Raw genomic sequence first — 21,650 nt, 5'->3', positions numbered from 1 at the left:
AAGGTGTGCTAATGGGTAGTGTTAACAGCAGACACAACCAGCAGGATTGGGTGGATATTCGCCACGATGGCGAAACGGGGATTGAAACCATCCAGGCTCATTTTACAGGCCATGCCTACGATCCTCACGACCACGATGAACTTTTGTTAGGTGTAACCCAGCAGGGTTTGCAACGTTTCCAGTGTAACCGGTTTGTGCATACCAGTTGTCCTGGCCGGGCTATTCTGATTGAACCGGGCGCGATGCATGACGGCCATGCAACGCAGCCTGAAGGATTTACCTATGCCATGATCTACCTGCCGCAACCCTGGGTTGCCACCATGATGCAACGGCGCGAAATGGGCGATATTGCTGGTGTGGGGGCTGCGTTTCGCTATACGCTCACCGATGATCCTTATCTGATAACGGCCATCAGCCAGGCCTGGTGTTCGATGCATTATGGTGAAGGCCGGTTGGCCCGAGATGAGCATCTGGATAATTTGATGACACTGCTGTCTGCGCATCTTGCCCTGCGGAAACCTTCAACCATGAATGCTTCGCTGGTACAGATGAACCGGGTCTGTGAGTATCTGCGCGAGAATATGGCTCAGGATATCGGGCTGGATACGCTTTCCCGTGAAACCGGGCTGGATCGCTTCCGTCTGAGCCGGCAATTCAAAAAGGCATTTGGTCAGTCACCTCACGCCTGGCTTGTACGCCTGCGTTTGCGCACTGCCCGGCGTATGCTGGCGCAGGGGATGATGCCGGTTCAGGTTGCTTCACTGGTTGGTTTTGCAGACCAGAGCCATCTGGGCCGGTGGTTCCAGCGAGCTTACCGGGTGTCTCCTGCTGCTTATCAACGTAAGTGCACAAACGTTCTAGACTGACAGCCCCGCATTTTTCGAACATAGGCCTTCACGAAAAACAGATGGAGGCCGGGGTGTAATGTTTGATACTAAAATAGCTTTTGTTGTGCGTAATGATTTGGCTGTGTGGCAGCGGTTAAATGTGGCGGCTTTTCTGGCGACGGGTATTACAAGTGCTGCGCCGGAAATCATGGGAGGGACCTATATTGATGCAAAGGGCCATCACTATGGCAATATTTCTCGCCAGCCGATGCTTATTTTCGAAGCGGATCTGGCCGCTTTACAGCGTACCCATCGTAAAGGGCTGGAGCGGGAACTCACGCTGATCCCTTATGTGCACGCTATGTTCTCAACTGGCCATGATGCTGACAACCGTGCGGTATTCCTGGCTGAAGACCCGGAGAATATGAATCTGGTTGGCATTGGGTTATACGGGCCGAAGAAAGCTGTAGATAAAGTGGTAAAAGGGCTGTCACTTCATCAAGGATAAACAGCAAAACTGACCCGCCAGTGTAGTTACAACGTCTGAACGACCTGACCCGCGTTATCCTGAAAATACACTGCCGCCAGCGCGCCATTCACCAGGGAAAGTTGCGGTGGAATATGGCCGATATCCAGGTCATACAGCACTGGCACCGGTAAGTCGCCTAACGCTGAATTTAGCGCATCCCATTGTGACTGGTGTTCTGGTGTGCTGGCATCAGGTGCGGCGTGCCGGCCAACTAAAACCCCTGAAACCGCATGGAACCAGCCATGCAGGCGCAGGCTGTACAATGCGCGGGTCAGCTCGCATGGGTTCATTTCCACATTTTCGATGTACAGAATGACGCCCTCTTGCTGGTGTTGTTCACAGAAGCGCGGCAGGTTACCAAACCGGGTTCCGGCCAGCCGCGCCAGCGTATCCAGGCAACCGCCTGCCAGCCGCCCGTGTATTTCCAGGTTGCCATGGAGCCCGTCCAGGCGCTTCCAGCGGGTGGGTTGTGTAAGGCGAAAACCGGTTTTCGCGTCTGGGCAACCCTGGCAGGGGCCGTCCTGGTGGTATTGTGAAGCGCGCTGTTCCACTTGGGTGCCTCGAGGCGCTTCGAGCACCGACCATATGCCTTGCGTGGTCTGGTCAACCTGTTGCGAGCCAAGTTCCATTAAATTCGGGCCGTGCAGTGTTGCCCAGCCTGCCAGCATAGTTAAGGGAAAATGCAGTGTGCTGAGATCTGAATAGCCGCTGAACCATTTGGGTTGGGTTTGTGAGAGCAGGGTAAAATCCAGCAATTCCAGTATTTCGATTGCCAGATCTCCTCCCCAGGGCGGCATTACCGCGTGAATATCCGGGCGGGTGAGAAAAGACATTAACTCGCGAGCTCGCAAGGCTTTATCCGCGCTTTTGTTTTTGTAACTGGTGCGTAAGCACTCCCCTTCCAGCACAATAAAACCACGCTGCTCCAGTGCCTGTTTTGCACCATCCAGCTGTGTGTGAAGGGCTGCGGGAACACCTGTTGAAGGGGCGGTAATGGCAATTGTATCACCGGGCTTTAATGGGGCAGGAAAACGCACGGGCATAAAACAACTCCTGAACAGTTAACAGCAGACCACTTTGGGTTTATCAGCGCGAATAGTTATTAACATACCATTCATGCCTGGTTTCAGGAGTGGTAATGGGTTTATCTGCCTGAATAACGCAGAAAAATCTGCCAGACAAGCGAAGGGGAAAAGGGCAGACTACTCCCGGTTTATGTTCACTGGCGCTGGCAATATAATCTGCGCCTGTGGCATTGGCTAAAACACGCAACAGGAACAACGTGCTGGCTTAATGGATAACAATTGTGCGCCTATGAAATTAACACGCTTTTCTTCCCCGGCTTTCCGGCTGGGAGTGATTGCCATGGTTATCGCCATCGGCTTGTTTTTCTGGACTAAAATCATGGCTCGCTGGGGCCACGATACACCACCCGCTTACCTTCCCACGCAACAACAGGCAGACCTGGTTGTTGTGAATAAAGCAGCACGCAAACTCAGTTTACTGCGGGAAGGTGTGGTGATACGTGAGTATTCTGTGTCTTTGGGGCGTGGGGCTGATGATGGCGCCAAACAACGTGAGGGCGACATGAAAACCCCGGAAGGCCACTACAACGTTGACTGGCGCAATGCCCGTTCACGCTTTTCTCTCAGCCTGCATGTTTCCTACCCGGATAACGACGATATTCAGCGGGCCAAAAGTGCCGGTTATTCCCCTGGCCATAATATTATGATCCACGGCTTACCCAATGGTTGGGGCTGGCTGGCACCTTTATTTCGCCGTATGGACTGGACCGATGGTTGTATTGCGGTGACCAACAGCGAGATGCGCGAGATCTGGGCCCGGACACCAACAGGTACGCCGGTTATTATCGAAAAATAAATAATCAGGCGGTATGGGTTATGCCGCCTGCAGATTTTACCCAATTTCTCATTGAGCTCTTTTTATAAATAACATGAGTAATAAATAATCTCGCTTTTGGGAACCTCTTTTCATTAAGTTTTAGTGCTGAATAATACCTTATGGAAACAAAAATGAGTGCGGCGATATATTTATCGGTTTGTGCGATTTTTTGTGTGAAAAAGAGTGTGCTAATGTGTTTTCCTTGCTTTACTTTCCGAAATGCGGTAACAAATTTCTTTTCGTTTTATTCAGGTAGCAGCTACGCTTAATCTATTATTTTCACCACCAGAATAGCTTTGTCTTAGCGGTGTGAAAATAGCACTGAATCAGTAGTAAGTGAGCATGATGTAAAATAAGAAATATAACTGAGTAATATAACCGGTATAAGAAAATACTATTTTTGCGAGAGAGATGGTTTATTGCTGGGGTTTTTTAATAAATATTGATAATGAATTGGGAATAAGGTTTTTTTACTGCAAAGGTCTCATGTGGCGACAAATATAACTTGTTGCCATGGTGATGGTCTGTGCATTTTTATAACGAGTGGCGAGGTTGGGGATAATGCAATTAAAAGCAGTGAGTGGGTTATGTTTGGGGGTGTTTTTGTTGCCATTGGCACCGGCAGCACTGGCGGAAACACAAAGCAACATCAGTGATTGCCAGTACGGTACCAGTGGTGTGGACAGCTTTGCCGACATGTTTACCTGCGGTACGGTAAGCGGCAGTTTGCGTTCCATGTATTATTCCACGCACAACGCCTATTTTTCGAAGGGCTTTAACCAGGACACCATTAGTTACGGTGGCTTTCTGAAATTTGAAACCGCGCCATTTTATGGTGTGCGGGCCGGGGTTAGCGGTATCTTCCTGCGTGGTATTAACCACCCGGACGAAGCGCACACCATCAGCGATATTGGCGATAACCAAACCAATTTTGGTGAAGCTTATTTAAGCTGGGAGCACGATGGCTTCAAAATCACTGCGGGTGACCAGCGCCTTAATCTGCCATTTGTGGGCGATTACGACTGGCGTATTACACCTGCGCTGTTCCGTGGCGTGGACGCCAATTATGGCGACAGTACCAACTTCCTGCATGCCACCAAAATCTGGCGTTATAAACCCTGGGGCGATGACCAGTTCCTGAATACAACCAACTATACCGATGCGGATGGCACCACCAACGGTATGTGGGCCATGGGTGGCGGGCGCGGTATGCAGTGGGATAATAAATCCCTGACCGGCCAGATTTGGTATGAGGAATATGCGGATTATACTCGCCTGGTGTATGGCGAAAGCCACTTACAATTCCAGGATGCACTGTTCCAGCCAGATGTCGGCCTGCAATTTGTGCGTGGCACCAGTGCGGGTAAAGCGCTGGCAGGTGAAGTTAACAGCACGTCTTATGGCGCGCAACTGGGCTTAACCTTCACACCTTCCCTGAGCTGGAAACTGGGTTATGACCATATCGCCGCCAGCGGTAATAGCTGGAATAATGGTTCCCTGGTTACCCCGTATGCCCATAATGCGTCTTCCGGCCCTTATTTTGCACAGCCGTTCTTCACCAGCACCCAGGATCTGGGCAGCGGTAACGCGTATATGACCAGCCTGCATTACGTAATGAACGAAAACTTGTCACTGGGTACGCAGTATTCCTTTATGGACCTGAAACCGACCCCCGCTTCTTCCAGCATCGACCAGTCTGAATACCTGGTGTATTTCACCTGGAGTTTCACTGGCATGCTGAAAGGCCTGAGTGTAACCGACTTCGCCGGGGTACAGACTTCACCATTGTATGATTCCAGCTTCTGGCAGAACCGTTTGATTATGCAGTACGATTTCTAATCTTCCTGGTTTACTCAGCAGGCACAACGGCGCGATGAATATCGCGCCGTTTTTTTGTGTTGGGTGCCATGCTTTCATCATGAGTGGCCGGGGAAATACCATGCCAGTACTGAATAAACGATGAAAACCTCGTGTTCTGGGGTATTACATGTTGTCTGGTAGCAGTTTTGAGAAAGCCTGCCTTCCGAGTAAAACCCAACAAAAGCGTGTGCTCTATAAAAATGTTCTGAGCGTAACCCTGGGGCGGCTGGCTATTGATAAAAGCATTCAATGCCAGGAGCGGGGGGAATTGCTTGTTACCCATGCGATGAACGTTGTTTATCAGGCCTCACAAGCGGTGGGTATTCATGGCATGTTTGTCGACGCATTGAATAGTAAAACAAAGCACTTCTATCTTGAACTGGGTTTTATTCAATTCTGTGGAGAAAACGAGAATTTTCTTTTTTATCCAACTAAATCTATAGAGGAATTATTTAGGGTGTGAAGTGCTGCGAGTGATTTCGAAAATATGGATGTAATTTAATGAAATTTTTTTTGGTGATTTTGAGTGTGGTATTAATATTCATGGAATTGATGAGATAATAAGTGAACTATAATAATGAAAAATAGCACGGTAAAATTATTTCTCCGGTTTTTATTCGCTATTAAGTGCGGGATTTGCATATGCATCCCCTTTACACTCAGGGGTTTATGAAGGCCTGCTGTTAGCGGTATCATCCTCTGGTAATATTACCGGATACTATTCTGAATCTGCGGAAGACAGTGTTCAGCGAACATGCACTTTTTTCCTTTCTGGAAACGTTTCCGGGAAAGCAGAAATGGCGATTACCTCCTGGTCTTCTTCTCAATCAATATTGCCAGGCAAAATTCGTGGAAATACAGACGGTGTGACACTAACCATTCCTGAAGGACAGACCATTACCTCTACGGGCAACTGAATAACAATACAGATAAAGAACGCTAAGTATTCGGAGCGAGTAACCTTCCACAAGGCTTCAAAAACCCACCTGCACCTTTCATCTTGCGCCACTCTTTTCCCTTCCAGCTGACTGCAGTACCCCCGCTGTTCCTGCCGCTTCCAGTCCATCAATCCACACCAAATCACTGCATATCTATACCTCATGTTGATGAGGACGACATGCGGTTCTGATGAAATCCCGCTGAAGAGCAGGCGTGTTAATTTTGTGATCTGAAGTTTATTTTTCGATCTAAATTGTAGTACAAGAGTATTTGATTGTACTACATTGCAGTCAATCGGAGAGCAAATGACCCAGATTTGTACTGCAAAGATGAGGTGAAAATCGCTGGTCGGGGTAAAGTAGGCATGCACATACAGTGAATAAGGGCACGCCATGACTCTCACCAAAACGGATCGCATCGTCATCACGCTGGGACACCAGATTGTGGCCGGGAAATATGTTCCCGGTTCTGCACTTCCGGCAGAGGCTGAACTCTGTGAGGAGTTTGAAACCTCGCGCAATATCATTCGCGAAGTCTTTCGCTCATTGATGGCGAAGAGGCTTATCGAGATAAAACGCTATCGTGGTGCATTTGTGGCACCGCGAAATCATTGGAACTACCTCGATACCGAGGTACTGCAATGGGTACTGGAAAACGACTACGACCCGCGTCTCATCAGTGCGATGAGTGAAGTACGAAATTTGGTGGAACCGTCGATTGCCCGTTGGGCGGCAGAACGCGCCACTTCCAGTGACTTGGCTCTGATTGAGGCCGCGCTGAACGACATGATTGCGAATAACCAGAATCGCGATGCATTCAATGAGGCAGATATTCGTTATCACGAAGCAGTACTGGGGGCGGCACACAACCCAGTGTTACAGCAATTGACGGTGGCGATCAGTTCGCTACAGCGGGCGGTATTTGAACGTACCTGGATGGGCGATGAAGGCAACATGCCCAAAACCCTCCAGGAACATAAGGCGCTGTTCGATGCGATACGGCATCAGAACGGTGATGCAGCAGAGCAGGCAGCATTAACCATGATCGCCAGCTCCACACAAAGGTTGAAGGGAATTACATGACATCTCGCTACATCGCAATTGACTGGGGGTCGACCAACTTACGTGCCTGGTATTATCAGGGGGCGGAATGCCTGGAAAGCAGGTATTCAGAAGCGGGCGTTACGCGCCTGAATGGCAAATCCCCACAAGCGGTGTTAGCTGATGTAACTCATGGCTGGCGTGATGAGCAAACGCCTGTCGTGATGGCTGGAATGGTTGGCAGTAACGTTGGCTGGAAAGTAGCCCCGTACTTAACCGTTCCTGCGTATTTCTCCGCGATTGGCGAGAAATTAACTTCCCCTGGCGACAATATCTGGATTATTCCCGGCTTGTGTGTTTCTCGCGACGATAACTGCAATGTGATGCGTGGTGAAGAGACACAACTGCTGGGAGCACGTGAACTTTCTCCTTCTTCTGTCTATGTCATGCCGGGCACCCACTGCAAATGGGTGCGGGCCGATGCGCACCAAATCCATGATTTCCGTACCGTGATGACCGGTGAATTGCATCACCTGCTGCTTAACCATTCGTTGGTGGGGGCAGGGTTGCCAGAGCAGGAATCGTCACCGGTGGCATTTACTGCGGGGCTTGAACGCGGCCTCGATACGCCTGCCATCCTGCCGCAATTGTTTGAAGTCCGTGCCGCCCATGTGTTGGGCAACCTGCCGCGCGAGCAGGTTAGTGAGTTTTTATCGGGCTTACTGATTGGCGCAGAAGTTGCCAGCATGGCTGAGGACTTTAGCGATCAACACGTCACCATTGTTGCGGGTAACACACTGTCCAGCCGCTACCAACAGGCGCTGGACGCGATTGGCCGCAAGGTTGCCGTAGTTTCAGGCGATCTGGCATTTCAAACAGGTATAAGGAGCATCGCTCATGCAGTGGCAAACTAACCTTCCGCTTATCGCAATATTGAGAGGTATCACACCTGATGAAGCACTGGCGCAAGTCGGTGCGGTGATTGACGCCGGGTTCGATGCGGTAGAAGTCCCGCTCAATTCTCCGCAGTGGGAAAAAAGTATTCCGGCTATTGTGGAAGCTTTTGGCGACAAGGCATTGATTGGGGCTGGCACGGTATTACAACCGGAACAGGTCGACAGTCTGGCGAAAATGGGCTGCAAGCTGATTGTTACCCCCAACACTCAGGTTGAGGTGATTCGTCGCGCGGTTGATTACGGCATGACAGTTTGTCCGGGGTGCGCCACAGCAACTGAGGCTTTTAACGCGCTCGATGCGGGTGCGCAGGCACTGAAAATTTTCCCATCTTCGGCATTTGGCCCGGACTATATCAAAGCATTGAAAGCTGTTCTGCCGCCAGACGTACCGGTTTTTGCCGTTGGTGGCGTGACGCCAGAAAACCTGGCGCTATGGATTAAGGCCGGTTGTGCAGGTGCGGGGCTGGGTAGCGATTTGTATCGTGCCGGGCAGTCCGTTGAACGTACCGCGCAGCAGGCAACCGCATTTGTTAACGCGTATCAAGAGGCAGTGCAATGAAAATAACCAAACTCACTACTTACCGTTTACCTCCGCGCTGGATGTTCCTGAAAATCGAAACTGATGAAGGCATTGTTGGCTGGGGGGAACCGGTTATTGAAGGGCGTGCCCGCACAGTAGAGGCGGCAGTTCATGAGCTGGGAGATTATCTGGTTGGCCAGGACCCGGCGCGCATTAATGATTTATGGCAGGTGATGTACCGCGCAGGTTTTTACCGCGGCGGCCCGATTCTGATGAGTGCGATTGCCGGTATTGACCAGGCACTGTGGGATATCAAAGGGAAAGTCCATAATGCGCCAGTCTGGCAACTGATGGGCGGCCTGGTCCGCGACAAAATTAAAGCGTATAGCTGGGTAGGTGGCGACCGCCCTTCAGAAGTGATTGATGGTATTAAAACCCTGCGTAACATCGGATTCGATACCTTTAAGCTGAATGGCTGCGAAGAAATGGGCGTGATTGATAATTCCCGCGCGGTGGATGCCGCAGTGAATACTGTGGCGCAAATTCGTGAGGCATTTGGTAATGCGATTGAATTTGGTCTCGATTTCCATGGCCGTGTCAGTGCACCAATGGCAAAAGTATTAATTAAAGAACTCGAGCAGTATCGCCCGTTATTTATTGAAGAACCGGTACTGGCGGAACAGGCTGAATATTATCCGCGCCTGGCGGCACAAACGCATATTCCAATTGCTGCTGGTGAGCGTATGTTCTCGCGCTTTGAATTTAAGCGTGTACTCGAAGCTGGTGGTATTTCTATATTGCAGCCGGATTTATCTCATGCTGGTGGTATTACCGAGTGCTATAAAATTGCCGGAATGGCAGAAGCTTATGATGTGGCGCTGGCACCGCACTGCCCACTTGGTCCAGTAGCACTCGCCGCCTGTCTGCATGTGGATTTTGTATCCCACAATGCGGTATTCCAGGAGCAGAGTATGGGTATTCATTATAACAAAGGCGCTGAGTTACTCGACTTCGTGAAAAATAAAGAAGACTTCAATATGGAAGGTGGCTTCTTTAAACCACTGCTGAAACCTGGGCTGGGCGTGGAAATTGATGAAGAGAAAGTCATCGCGTTAAGTAAGAATGCACCAGACTGGCGTAACCCGGTTTGGCGACATGAAGATGGCACTGTCGCTGAATGGTAAATAAATGCTCTTCATGTTTTGCGTTACAGATGATTTGGCTGTGATGGTACTCTTCAGTTATTTATGCATATAAATTTCTGGTGATTTACAATCTTGCTACCCTTCTGCAAGGTAAACTGTTTCGGGCATTCGTAAGTTAAAAATATAAATTTTTTTTTCACACCCTCTGTAATTTACCGGGCATGGTGAGCGGCCTTGCTATGCCCAAAATCTGGAGACAGATTGCGATGGATATTTCAGTTACTACTGCGAAAATTGGTCGTCGGCGTTATCTCACGCTGGTGATGATCTTTATTACGGTTGTTATTTGTTATGTTGACAGGGCAAACCTGGCGGTAGCCTCCGCGCATATTCAGCAAGAGTTTGGCATTACCAAAGCCGAAATGGGTTATATCTTTTCTGCTTTTGCCTGGCTTTATACGCTGTGTCAGATCCCTGGCGGCTGGTTCCTTGACCGCATTGGTTCTCGTCTCACTTATTTTATTGCTATCTTTGGCTGGTCGGTGGCAACCCTACTTCAGGGCTTTGCGACAGGATTGATGTCACTGATCGGTTTGCGCGCCATTACCGGGATTTTTGAAGCACCTGCATTTCCGGCGAATAACCGCATGGTAACCAGTTGGTTCCCGGAACATGAGCGTGCTTCCGCTGTAGGATTTTATACTTCAGGTCAGTTTGTCGGCCTTGCGTTTCTCACTCCAATGCTCATCTGGATTCAGGAACTTTTGAGCTGGCATTGGGTGTTTATTATTACTGGCGGTATTGGCATTATCTGGTCATTAGTTTGGTTCAAGGTCTATCAGCCGCCACGCCAGACTAAAAGTGTCACTCATGAAGAGCTGGAATACATTCGTGAAGGCGGTGGGTTGGTGGATGGCGATGCGCCGGCAACGAAAGAAGCTCGCCAGCCACTTACCAAATCTGACTGGAAACTGGTGTTCCACCGCAAACTGGTCGGCGTTTACCTTGGGCAGTTTGCCGTAACCTCTACGCTGTGGTTCTTCCTGACCTGGTTCCCTAACTACCTGACTCAGGAGAAAGGGATTACTGCTCTGAAAGCCGGGTTTATGACTACAGTACCATTCCTTGCGGCTTTCTTTGGTGTGCTGCTCTCTGGCTGGCTGGCGGACAGACTGGTACGCAAAGGTTTCTCCCTTGGTGCGGCACGTAAAACGCCTATCATCTGCGGTCTGTTGATCTCCACCTGTATTATGGGGGCGAACTACACCAATGACCCGGTGTGGATTATGACACTGATGGCTATCGCGTTTTTCGGCAATGGTTTTGCCTCTATCACCTGGTCACTGGTTTCTTCCCTTGCTCCGATGCGCCTGATTGGCTTGACGGGCGGTGTCTTTAACTTCGTAGGTGGCCTGGGTGGTATTTCGGTACCACTGGTAATCGGCTATTTGGCCCAGAGCTATGGCTTTGCTCCAGCGTTGGTATACATCTCTGTCGTTGCGCTGATTGGTGCTCTTTCCTACATTCTGCTGGTTGGCGATGTAAAACGGGTGGGTTAATCACCGCTCCCTGCGAACCCTGGTGTCAAATATGGCATCAGGGTTTTTCATTAATTTTTCTCAGTGCAGTTGGTAAGCAGAGCCCTGTGTTGTTGAAATTGTGCAATAATAAATGTGCTCATGTTACTGACGCCTAAAGATAGATCACTATCGGGGAGCATGAGCCATTGTCAGCCGCGCGTCTGGGCATAACTTACTTTTTGGAGATAAGTCATGCCTGATTACATACATTTTCTTACGTTTGGCCTGGTTGCGTTAGGAATGGTATTAACCCCCGGCCCAAACATGATCTATTTAATCTCGCGCTCCATTTGCCAGGGAAAACGAGCTGGGCTTATTTCCCTGGGCGGTATTGCGCTTGGCTTTATCTTTTACATGCTTTGTGCCGCATTCGGCATAACAGCATTTGTGTTTGCCATTCCTTATGCCTACGATTTACTTCGTTTTGGCGGAGCCGCTTACCTTCTTTATCTTGCCTGGCAAGCTGTAAAACCCGGTGGAAACTCCCCTTTTTCCGTTAAAGAATTGCCGGTTGATGCCCCTAATAAACTGTTTATGATGGGCTTCATTACTAATCTCGCTAACCCTAAAATTGCCATCATGTATTTGTCTTTGCTTCCGCAATTTATTCAACCAGACCATGGCAGTGTTCTTAGTCAATCACTGGCGCTTGGATGTGTCCAAATCTCTGTAAGCCTGATGGTAAATGCCATGATTGTCATTGTGGCTGGTTCAATCGCAGGGTTTCTTTCAAGTCGCCCTTCTTGGATAAAAGCGCAACGTTGGTTTATGGGTACTGTACTGGCAGGGTTAGCCCTAAAGATTGCTTTCGAGGCAAAGAGGTAGTGACTGCTCTCCATTGATGAACACATCACTATGTCGGTCATTGACTAAGACAAACGGCTGTAACAACTTCCGCTCCTGGCACGGAGCGGACTATTTGACTGCGCTAAAGGTCTGCTATGAGCGAGGAACGGTAATCCCCCCATTTTTAACGGAGGTGATAAGTAGAATCAGGCCATGCGTTGAATATGCTGCATCGGCGTGAAGCCATTCAGTGCCATATTCGGACGTTCGTGATTATAAAACCATTGCCACTGGGTGGCATAGCCCTGCAATTCGTCCAGTGAGTTAAACAGGTGCTGGCCCAGCCAGTCATAACGTACCGTCCGGTTATATCGCTCAATCCAGGCATTCTGTTGAGGTTTGCCAGGCTGTATAAAACGAAGCGTTATATTCTGCTGAACTGCCCATGACATTAGTACCTTGCTGGTATATTCTGGCCCGTTATCGCATCGTATTGCTGTCGGTTTACCTTTCCATTCAATACCCCCAGTTGCGCTGACTGCCAGTGATGCGGAGCAGCCAGTCGGCAATGACCTCATTTTCCTCATTCAGTTGAGGCTGATAGCGATAGCAACTTTCGCTGACAACAAACAACTGGCAGGCAAAACTTATGCTGACATTCCGGCTCCTGACTGCATCCTGCTCCATCTGCTTTCGACTCGATGGCTTCACCACTTTTTTGCCATGGCTTCCTGAATGATTTCGGCTTTGAGGCGCTCCTACGCATACATTTTTTTGAGGCGGCGGTTTTCATCTTCCAGTTCTTTCAGACGGGTCATCATGGAGGCATCCATCCCGCCAAAACGCGAACGCCACTTATAGAAACTGGCATTGCTCATGCCATGTTCACGACATAGTTCAGCCACCGGAGTTCCGGCCTCAGCTTGCTTCAGAATGGACATGATCTGGCTGTCGGTAAAACGTGACTTTTTCATAGAGATCTCCCCGGTTCAGATTACGAGAAAATTCTACTTATAAACACACCGGTTTTTCGGGGGGATTACCATTGTTATGTGCATTGCATATCGTCTCGTAATATTTTTGATTGGATATCCGCTTTAATGATGCCTATATTAAATTATTAGCCTGTAATGCTTAATTAACTCAATTATAATGAATCTTTTAATGTGGCAACCAATAGATGCGCATTAGTTCGGTATATATCCTCATCTTCTTGTTGCCCTTTTTTTCTAGGTTCAGGTCGTGCATTTTTTTGCCCCCATATTTCTAATATTATTGCCCTTCTGGTTCCTTTGCCCCTTTTAACGTGAGCTTTAAATTCTTCTCTTTTTTGGTCTGAATCATCAAACCGGGGTGGCGTACCCTCTTCTTCTGTACCATAAGCAGCCATCTCAGCGAATTCATGCGACTGCGCCTTACCCGACTCAGATATATCTACAAAGAAACCTCCTTCTTCTGGAGTAACATCTGATGTTCTCATTTCTTTGGGTATTTGTGCTTTTATTCCCTGCATTATAGATATTGCATGCATCCAATTCGTTCCGTGCGTTCCCTTGCTTTCCATTTTGAATTTCTTAACTATTGCGTGATTTCGCTGATTCAAAAAATCTAAAACTCGCACTCCAAGTTCATTTGGTGCAGGAATATTTTTATGTTGTTTTTGAATAACATCACTAGCATTATCGCTTTTGCTAATAAATACGTCTTGATTGGCAGAATAATTATTCGCCATTTCTTGAAGCTGGATAAGTTGTTGGTTCCGAGGACTGTTAGCAATAATCTCTCGAGTCTTTCTTTGACCAACAGCTTCAAGGCGATTATCTACAAACTGAAAACCACCCTTTCTAGTGCTACGATTTAGGGAAACATCATTCGCAACAGATTGTCTTTTTCTTTCGTGATTTTTGTTAGCGTGAATGTTCATATACTACCCCTTTTAACTATCGGCATATATTCTAATTTGAGTGTAGCACGTAACGCTCGCATCACAGGAGACAATGGAGCAGAGCAAATTGTGGTAAAGTGCGCATAGCGCACCACAATTAGCGGCGCGTAGTTGGCTTCCTGTGCATGAGCTTGTTAAATATGCACTACCAATAACCGCTTTTGAACCTGTTTTTTAGGTCATCTTCACTGACCCCGAACAACGGGGCTACTGACGATGTCAGCAACACTGATATAAGACCGGAAAGGGGGGGGCGGACGATTTCCTGGTCTGCATGCCCTGATTTTGTCAGTCGTTTGTCGTAATTCAGGCCGTACTCTTTCAGCATGGATGACAGCCCCTTGCCGAACATGGTCAGGCTGAGAGTGTTTTTGTAGCCGTGCGCCTCCATATACACCAGAAAGGCGTGATAAAGATACAGGCGCTGCTGACGCGGGATAATGTTGGCATTCTCCATATACATACCGTTGGCGCCCGGCCACCGGGTAGCATTGTAAGCATTCCGGTAAAACAAAATACGCATTAACCGCGAATTCTGGCAGATGCTTCTGGATTAAAACGGAGCAAGGATATGATGAATAGACTGAAGAATAATGATTTTAAAACCACCGCGGATGGTTTCGGAAGACAGATGGCGGAAGATCACAGGAGTCGAACCTGCCCAGGACCGCTGGCGGCCCCATCTGGATTTGAAGTCCAGCCGCTTCACCGGAAACGACGATCTTCCTGCATCGATTGCTACATGGATGCGCGCGCATTATAACCCTTTTAAAGTATCTGAAAATCCCCTGGCGAAAATATTTTCTTCCCTGCGAGCAACTTAGCGCAAACCCGCCACAACACAGGCCCTGCCTGGCCTGAAATAAATTGAAATCTTGCTTCCTGGTCAACAGGTTGCGCAGATCACAGAAAACAAGAAACGTAATTCCATTACCAGAAAAAACAATACAACCTCCGTTCAGAATCTTCTAAAACGGCAACAGAACACCTTACTTCTGTCTCTGCTGGCCTGAGGAAAACACACAATGAAGAGTCAGGTTTTATCTCTGAAAGAGAAATTCGGTTATGGGCTGGGTGATGCTGCCAGCCATATCGTCTTTGATAACGTCATGTTGTACATGATGTTTTTTTATACCGATATTTTTGGGTTGCCTGCCGCTTTTGTTGGCACCATGTTCCTTTTGGCGCGTGCGCTGGATGCGGTGTCTGACCCGTGCATGGGGCTGATAGCAGACCGCACCCGCAGCCGTTCCGGTAAGTTCCGCCCATGGATTTTATGGGGTGCATTGCCGTTTGGTATTGTCTGCGTGTTTGCCTATAGCTCACCGGATTTGTCGATGAGCGGCAAAATGATTTATGCCGCCGTGACTTACACCCTGCTCACACTGATGTATACCGTTGTGAATATTCCTTATTGCGCACTGGGTGGGGTTATCACCAATGACCCGGACCAGCGAATTTCCCTGCAATCCTGGCGGTTTGTGCTGGCAACCGCGGGCGGCATGTTGTCTACGGTGTTAATGATGCCGCTGGTTACACTGATTGGTGGCGAAAATAAAGCGCTGGGCTTTCAGGGCGGTATTGCCGTGCTGTCTGTAGTGGCTATTTTGATGTTCCTGTTTTGCTTCTGGAGCACAAAAGAACGTGTTGAAACCCCACCGAATACCACGCCAATGCGTGAAGACCTGCGCGATATCCTGAAAAATGACCAGTGGCGCATTGTCGGTGTGCTGACCATTCTCAATATTCTTGCAGTGGCAGTACGTGGCGGGGCGATGATGTATTACGTCACCTGGATAATGGGCAAGCCCGGTGTGTTTGCCCTGTTCCTGACCACTTATTGCGTGGGCAATTTACTCGGCAGTGCTCTGGCCAAACCCCTGACCAGTTTGATGTGCAAAGTGGAGGTGTTCTGGTTAACCAACGCAGCGCTGTGTGTGGTAAGTGCGGGAATGTTCTTTGTACCGATGCATGAAACCACGGTTATGTTCATCCTGATTGCTGTTATTGGTGTGCTGCACCAACTCGTTACCCCAATCCAGTGGGTGATGATGTCTGATACCGTTGATTACGGTGAATGGCAGAATGGTAAACGCCTTACTGGCATCAGCTTTGCCGGCACCCTGTTTGTGCTGAAACTGGGCCTGGCGATTGGCGGCGCAATAATCGGCTGGCTGCTGGCATTTGGTGGTTACAGTGCTGGAGCCACCGCGCAAAACAGTGCAACACTTTCTATTATTATTGGCCTGTTTACCCTGGTGCCCGCAGTTTGCTACCTGATAAGCGCGGTAGTGGCAAAACGCTATTACACCCTGAAAACCCCTTTCCTGAAAAAAATACTCGCTGAACTGGCACAGAACACGCGTGATAACCAACAGCCGCTTCTGGATGTGCCGGTGTCTGAACCACACCAAGTTAAGAGGATTGAGTCATGAAAATCAGTGACGGTAACTGGCTGATTCAGCCGGGCCTTGCCCTTATTCACCCGCTACAAGTGTTTGAGGCACAGCTGCAGGGCAATGAACTGGTGGTGTACGCCGCACCACGGGATGTGCGTGAGCGTGCCTGGCAGCTGGATACCCCGTTGTTCACTCTGCGTTTCTTCTCGCCACAAACTGGCATTATTGGTGTTCGTATTGAACACTTTCAGGGGGGCGTGGCGCGCGGCCCCGATTACCCGCTACAGGCAGACAGCTCAACGCCCGTCACCATCGAAAACAGTGAAACCTGCGCCATGCTGACCAGCGGCAACCTCAGTGTGCGGGTAAGTAAAGGTGAGTTTTGGGCGCTGGATTTCCTGCGTGATGGTGAACGGATCACCGGCAGCCAGGTGAAAAATAATGGCTATGTGCAGGATGCTAACAGCGGCAAAAACTACATGTTCGAACGCCTCGACCTGGGCGTGGGCGAAACGGTGTACGGCCTGGGTGAACGTTTTACGGCTCTGGTGCGCAATGGGCAGTCTGTAGAAACCTGGAACCGCGATGGTGGCACCAGCACAGAACAGGCCTATAAAAATATCCCATTCTGGCTCACCAACAAAGGCTACGGCGTTCTGGTGAATCACCCGGAAAATGTCTCGTTCGAAGTGGGTTCTGAAAAAGTCTCCAAAGTACAGTTCAGTGTGGAAGGGGAATACCTGGAATACTTTGTGATTGACGGCCCCACACCCAAAGCGGTGCTGGACCGTTACACCCGCTTTACTGGCCGCCCGGCGCTGCCCCCGGCCTGGTCCTTTGGCCTGTGGCTCACCACGTCGTTCACCACCAATTACGATGAAGCCACCGTTAACCGTTTTATTGATGGCATGGCAGAACGCCAGTTGCCGCTGCATGTGTTCCACTTCGACTGCTTCTGGATGAAAGCATTCCAGTGGTGTGATTTTGAATGGGACCCGGCGACGTTCCCGGACCCGGAAGGCATGCTGGCCCGCCTGAAAGCACGCGGGCTGAAAATCTGCGTATGGATCAACCCCTATATCGGCCAGAAATCGCCGTTGTTTGCCGAAGGCAAAGAGAAAGGGTATTTACTCAAACGGCCCGATGGCAGTGTATGGCAGTGGGATAAATGGCAGCCAGGCCAGGGCATTGTGGACTTCACTAACCCTGATGCCTGCACCTGGTACGCCGGGCACCTGAAACGCCTGGTGGCAATGGGTGTGGACTGCTTCAAAACCGATTTTGGCGAGCGTATTCCGGTGGATGTCGCGTGGCATGATGGCTCCGACCCACAGAAAATGCACAACCATTACGCTTTCTTGTACAACGCCCTGGTGTGGCAGGCGCTCAAAGATACCGTGGGTGAAGAAGAGGCGGTGCTGTTTGCCCGTTCGGCTTCGGTTGGCGCGCAGCAGTTCCCGGTGCACTGGGGGGGCGACTGCTACGCCAATTATGAATCTATGGCCGAAAGCCTGCGGGGCGGGTTATCGATTGGCCTGTCGGGGTTTGGGTTCTGGAGCCATGATATTGGCGGCTTTGAAAACACGGCACCAGCCGATGTCTATAAACGCTGGTGTGCGTTCGGCCTGCTTTCCAGCCACAGCCGCCTGCATGGCAGCAAGTCTTACCGCGTGCCCTGGGCCTACGACGACGAAGCCTGCGATGTGGTGCGCCATTTTACCCAGCTTAAATGCCGCCTGATGCCGTATTTATACCGCCAGGCGGTGCTGGCCCACGAATGCGGCACACCAGTTATGCGCGCCATGATGCTGGAGTTCCCGGATGACCCGGGCTGTGACTATCTCGACCGCCAGTACATGCTGGGCGACAGTCTGTTAGTGGCACCAGTATTCAGTGAACAGGGCGATGTGGCGTTTTACCTGCCAGCAGGGCGCTGGACCCATTTATGGCATAACGATGAACTGGCTGGTGGCTGGCATAAACAGCGCCATGATGTCATGAGCCTGCCGGTGTATGTGCGCGATAACACATTACTGGCTCTGGGTAATAACGACCAGAAACCGGATTATGCATGGCATGAAGGCACGGCGTTTCAGTTGTTTAACCTGGATGACGGGCGTGAAGTTGTGTGTGAAGTGCCCGCTCAGGATGGCCGTACTCTGTTTACCCTGCGGGTAAAACGTGAAGGCGGCACGCTGCAGGTGCATGGCGAAGGGGATGCCCGTAACTGGCACCTGTGCCTGCGCAATGTTCACCAGGTAAAAGCGGTGCAGCAGGGAGAAAGCCAGAACAGTGAGTGGGGGCTGGTGGTTCGCCCGGCTTCTGGCGCATCATCGCTGGTGGTGCATTACTGATTTGTGGCTTGCGCCGATACAAAAACGCCCGGGTATTGCCCGGGCGTTTTTTTTAACCTGTGCGGCTTATTTAGCAACCACAAAGCGGTCTGCGTCGTCCATAAACGCTTTATCGCCAGCAGGTGCTTCAATAGAACCGAAGTTCATTTGTGCACGCAGTTTCCAGCTTGCCGGAATGTTCCAGGTGCGCTGTACATCTTCGTCTACCAGCGGGTTGTAGTGCTGCAGGTTTGCACCAATGCCTTTCTCAGCCAGCGCCAGCCACACGGCGTACTGTGCAATACCGGTGCTGTGTTCAGACCATACCGGGAAGTTATCTGCATAAGCAGCAAACTGTTCTTGCAGGCCTTTCACTACGCTCTGGTCTTCAAAGAACAGCACGGAACCGGCTGCCGCCGCAAAGCCATCAATTTTTTGTGAAGTCGGGGCAAAATGTTCTGCCGGGACAATTTTACGCAGTTGTTCGCGGGTCAGTTCCCAGAATTTAGTGTGTTCTGCACCCAGCAGGATCAGCGCACGAGAGCTCTGTGAGTTAAACGCAGAAGGTGCCTGGCGAATGGCTTCTTTAATCAGGGCAACAACGGCATCATCAGATACAGGCAGTGTCTTGCCCAGTGCATAAATGGTACGGCGTTGGGTTGCCAGCGCATGGAATTCTTGTTGCATAATCTCTCCCGAACTAGTCTCAGTACCTTTGAATAAGTTAATCAGGCTTTTAATCCACATTTTCTTTAAGGTCAATCTCGAAACGTGCCATTAACATGGCTGAACCAGAAAAGGCACAGGATCTGTGATACCTGTCCCAATGCCCGTTTAATCAGTAAGTTACTTCTGGCATTTTGCTGGTTAACGTGGTGTTAGCGGCAGCCTGAAGCGCCCTGATGAATAATGATAGTACGCCTGGCGGAACTTGAGAGAAAACTGAACTATTTGTTGGTATCTTTCAAAAAAACTGAATTATGAAGGGTTGGCGATGTGCCTGTCCGGGCGATGCACGGTACTGCCCGGTGAAGCGAACTGGCAAATAAATACGCCAGTAGGGTCAGTTAATAAAATTAATAATTGAGATGCCTGTCACGCAAAGTAATTGCAAAAATGTGATCTGCTCATAATAAACGTGCCATTTTCTGCAGTGTTTGTTAATTGTCCGGATATATGGACAGTTTTTAGTATTGTAGCTGCACAGACCGCTCTCTATATTTATTATCACAGGGCGTTCACAGAAACGGTGCCAGAAATATTGAGCGGTTAGTCATATTTATTAATCTGGTCTGTAACTAAAGGTAAAAAATGAAAATGATTACCTCACGACAACACAGATTATTACGTTTCCTGTTACAACAGCAGGAATATGCCACGTTACTCAGTCTGGCAGAACAGTTTGCTGTGTCAGAAAAAACTATTCAGCGTGATCTGAATATCATTAATGATTACCTGGCTGAGTGGAATGCCCGGGCAGATAAAAAAGCCGGTGCCGGTGTCTTGCTGGTAGCTGAAAATACCGCAGACCTTCTGCAACTGGAGCAGCAGCTCAATGGCGAAAATGATGATGCCGGGGGGATCATGGGCCATGCCCGCCGGGTGAAAATCGCCTCTCAGTTACTGAGCGAGACCCCAAAAGAAACCTCAATCAACAAGCTGTCCGAGCGTTACTTCATTAGCAATGCCTCTATTGTCAATGATTTAAGAATAATCGAAGACTGGATAACCCCGCTGGGGTTGCAGTTAATTCGCAGCCAAAGCGGCACCCGTATTAAAGGCAATGAAAATAGTGTGCGCCAGGCAATGGCCGCGCTGATTAACGGGTTAATGAACCACCAGGAGCCAGGTACTGTGAACCACTCACGGCTGGACCCTGGGAGCTATAAAGCGCTGGTTCAGTATTTTGGTGAGGAAGATGTCGCGTTTGTTCAGGCGCTGTTGCAGGAGATGGAACAGGCACTGGCCTACCCATTAGGCGAACCTTACTATATCAACATTTTTACCCATATTTTGATAATGATGCACCGCCGCACCAGGGGAAATTTACTCGATAACCCGGGGCATATCGCCCGGCAACATGTGGAAGACCCGGTATTTATTATCGCCGGTAAAATGGTGGAAAAAATCGAGCAGCGTATTAACCTGCCACTGCCTGAAGATGAAGTGTGGTTTATCTACCAGTATATTATTTCATCTGGTGTGCTGGTGGTTGAAAACCAGAGTGGCAGTTTGTTACATGCTGAGCTGTTTAGCGATGAAGCCCGCGATATTACATTGCACCTGGTTACGCAGTTTTCACGGTTAATTAAAGTTGAGCTTAGCCTTGATCAGCAACTGTACGAAGGTCTGGTAGTGCATATTCGGCCATTAATTAACCGGCTTAACTACCAAATTATTATTCGTAATCCATTGCTGGATGATATTAAAAATGAACTGGCGGATATTTATTATCTGACGCGTATTGCCGTAGAGCAGGTCTTTATTCGTTATACACCCCGGGCAGTGTCCGACGATGAAGTGGGCTACCTGGCGGTGCATTTCCAGGCCGCTATTGAACGCCAGATTGCCCGTAAACGTGTACTGCTGGTGTGCTCGACAGGTGTGGGTACATCCCACTTACTGAAAAGCCGGATCCTGCGGGCATTTCCTGACTGGGAAATCGTGGGTGTTGTGTCTTCAGCAACCATGCAAAGCGTTAGCCAGCAAATGGCACCGGACCTGGTTATTTCCACGGTTCATTTGCCTGAAGGGGAAACCCCTGTAGTGTATGTCACCGCATTTTTCAATGATGCGGATATCCGGCGGGTTACCGACAAGCTGATAACAGAGAAGCTGCACCAGGCCAGTGAGGCCTGCGCGGTGATGCAAATTTGATTCTATTTCGGT

At 49.5% G+C, this 21,650-nt stretch carries 16 protein-coding genes, 1 tRNA gene, 3 pseudogenes and 1 riboswitch; of the genes and pseudogenes, 14 read left to right on the top strand and 6 right to left on the bottom strand.

What is annotated here, in order from left to right; genetic code table 11:
* Positions 1–11 precede the first annotated feature (11 nt).
* Together DES37_RS17010 and DES37_RS17005 are read left to right on the top strand one after the other, a co-directional pair.
* A complete protein-coding gene (locus DES37_RS17010; protein WP_110026961.1) occupies positions 12–866 on the top strand; it encodes an AraC family transcriptional regulator in 855 nt (284 codons plus the stop codon).
* 58 nt (positions 867–924) lie between these two features.
* Complete coding sequence (locus DES37_RS17005) at positions 925–1,335, top strand: DUF2000 domain-containing protein (RefSeq protein ID WP_110026959.1); 411 nt, start codon at positions 925–927, stop codon at positions 1,333–1,335.
* Positions 1,336–1,361: 26 nt separating this feature from the next.
* On the opposite strand, the gene DES37_RS17000 is transcribed toward DES37_RS17005, so the two are convergent.
* A complete protein-coding gene (locus DES37_RS17000) occupies positions 1,362–2,399 on the bottom strand; it encodes a S66 family peptidase (RefSeq protein WP_110026958.1) in 1,038 nt (345 codons plus the stop codon).
* Between the two features lie 271 nt (positions 2,400–2,670).
* Between DES37_RS17000 and DES37_RS16990 the strand changes: the two genes are divergently transcribed.
* The 9 genes and pseudogenes from DES37_RS16990 to DES37_RS16950 all read left to right on the top strand — a co-directional run bounded on the left by DES37_RS16990 (position 2,671) and on the right by DES37_RS16950 (position 12,123).
* Positions 2,671–3,237 carry a L,D-transpeptidase family protein gene (locus DES37_RS16990; protein WP_051691545.1) on the top strand — a complete coding sequence of 189 codons (567 nt, stop codon included), beginning with the start codon at positions 2,671–2,673 and terminating at the stop codon, positions 3,235–3,237.
* Between the two features lie 582 nt (positions 3,238–3,819).
* Positions 3,820–5,097 carry an OprD family outer membrane porin gene (locus DES37_RS16985; RefSeq protein ID WP_036116716.1) on the top strand — a complete coding sequence of 426 codons (1,278 nt, stop codon included), beginning with the start codon at positions 3,820–3,822 and terminating at the stop codon, positions 5,095–5,097.
* Between the two features lie 127 nt (positions 5,098–5,224).
* Positions 5,225–5,581, top strand: a pseudogene (locus DES37_RS16980) (N-acetyltransferase); the annotation flags it as partial.
* An 868-nt stretch (positions 5,582–6,449) separates the two neighbouring features.
* Entirely contained in the window at positions 6,450–7,139 is a 690-nt protein-coding gene (gene dgoR / locus DES37_RS16975) for a D-galactonate utilization transcriptional regulator DgoR (protein WP_110026955.1), read from the top strand.
* Entirely contained in the window at positions 7,136–8,011 is an 876-nt protein-coding gene (locus DES37_RS16970) for a 2-dehydro-3-deoxygalactonokinase (RefSeq protein WP_110026953.1), read from the top strand. Before dgoR ends, DES37_RS16970 begins: the two co-directional genes overlap by 4 nt.
* Positions 7,995–8,612, top strand: a complete 618-nt coding sequence (locus DES37_RS16965; protein ID WP_110026951.1) for a 2-dehydro-3-deoxy-6-phosphogalactonate aldolase — start codon at positions 7,995–7,997, stop codon at positions 8,610–8,612. Before DES37_RS16970 ends, DES37_RS16965 begins: the two co-directional genes overlap by 17 nt.
* A complete protein-coding gene (gene dgoD / locus DES37_RS16960) occupies positions 8,609–9,757 on the top strand; it encodes a galactonate dehydratase (protein WP_110026949.1) in 1,149 nt (382 codons plus the stop codon). Before DES37_RS16965 ends, dgoD begins: the two co-directional genes overlap by 4 nt.
* Before the next feature lie 182 nt (positions 9,758–9,939).
* Positions 9,940–11,277: an MFS transporter gene (locus tag DES37_RS16955; RefSeq protein WP_110026947.1), complete on the top strand. Its 1,338-nt coding sequence runs from the start codon at positions 9,940–9,942 to the stop codon at positions 11,275–11,277.
* Positions 11,278–11,389: 112 nt separating this feature from the next.
* Positions 11,390–11,472: riboswitch (ZMP/ZTP riboswitch) on the top strand.
* 18 nt (positions 11,473–11,490) lie between these two features.
* Positions 11,491–12,123, top strand: coding sequence for a LysE family translocator (locus tag DES37_RS16950; protein WP_110026946.1), 633 nt, complete (start codon positions 11,491–11,493; stop codon positions 12,121–12,123).
* A gap of 167 nt (positions 12,124–12,290) precedes the next feature.
* On the opposite strand, the pseudogene DES37_RS16945 reads toward DES37_RS16950, so the two are convergent.
* From DES37_RS16945 to DES37_RS25665, 4 genes and pseudogenes are all read right to left on the bottom strand, one after another.
* A pseudogene (locus tag DES37_RS16945) lies at positions 12,291–13,058 on the bottom strand (transposase).
* Positions 13,059–13,231: 173 nt separating this feature from the next.
* Positions 13,232–14,008, bottom strand: coding sequence for a hypothetical protein (locus tag DES37_RS16940; RefSeq protein ID WP_110026944.1), 777 nt, complete (start codon positions 14,006–14,008; stop codon positions 13,232–13,234).
* 240 nt (positions 14,009–14,248) lie between these two features.
* Positions 14,249–14,507: pseudogene (locus tag DES37_RS25910) on the bottom strand (winged helix-turn-helix domain-containing protein); the annotation flags it as partial.
* 154 nt (positions 14,508–14,661) lie between these two features.
* A tRNA-Sec gene (locus DES37_RS25665) sits at positions 14,662–14,756 on the bottom strand.
* Positions 14,757–15,054: 298 nt separating this feature from the next.
* Here DES37_RS25665 and DES37_RS16930 point away from each other — a divergent pair.
* Positions 15,055–16,464 (top strand): glycoside-pentoside-hexuronide family transporter, encoded by a 1,410-nt coding sequence (locus tag DES37_RS16930; protein ID WP_036111009.1) that lies wholly within the window; start codon positions 15,055–15,057, stop codon positions 16,462–16,464.
* Positions 16,461–18,782 carry an alpha-xylosidase gene (yicI, locus tag DES37_RS16925; protein ID WP_110026940.1) on the top strand — a complete coding sequence of 774 codons (2,322 nt, stop codon included), beginning with the start codon at positions 16,461–16,463 and terminating at the stop codon, positions 18,780–18,782. Before DES37_RS16930 ends, yicI begins: the two co-directional genes overlap by 4 nt.
* Positions 18,783–18,848: 66 nt before the next feature.
* On the opposite strand, the gene DES37_RS16920 is transcribed toward yicI, so the two are convergent.
* Positions 18,849–19,448: a nitroreductase family protein gene (locus DES37_RS16920; RefSeq protein ID WP_036111058.1), complete on the bottom strand. Its 600-nt coding sequence runs from the start codon at positions 19,446–19,448 to the stop codon at positions 18,849–18,851.
* A gap of 624 nt (positions 19,449–20,072) precedes the next feature.
* On the opposite strand from DES37_RS16920, the gene DES37_RS16915 reads away from it, so the two are divergent.
* Positions 20,073–21,638 (top strand): BglG family transcription antiterminator, encoded by a 1,566-nt coding sequence (locus DES37_RS16915; protein WP_110026939.1) that lies wholly within the window; start codon positions 20,073–20,075, stop codon positions 21,636–21,638.
* Positions 21,639–21,650 lie beyond the last annotated feature (12 nt).

This window comes from Mangrovibacter plantisponsor (assembly GCF_003182475.1).
In the GTDB taxonomy this organism is placed as follows: domain Bacteria; phylum Pseudomonadota; class Gammaproteobacteria; order Enterobacterales; family Enterobacteriaceae; genus Mangrovibacter; species Mangrovibacter plantisponsor.
The sequence above is the reverse complement of the archived record's forward strand: the minus strand, read 5'-3'. Positions and strand labels throughout refer to the sequence as shown.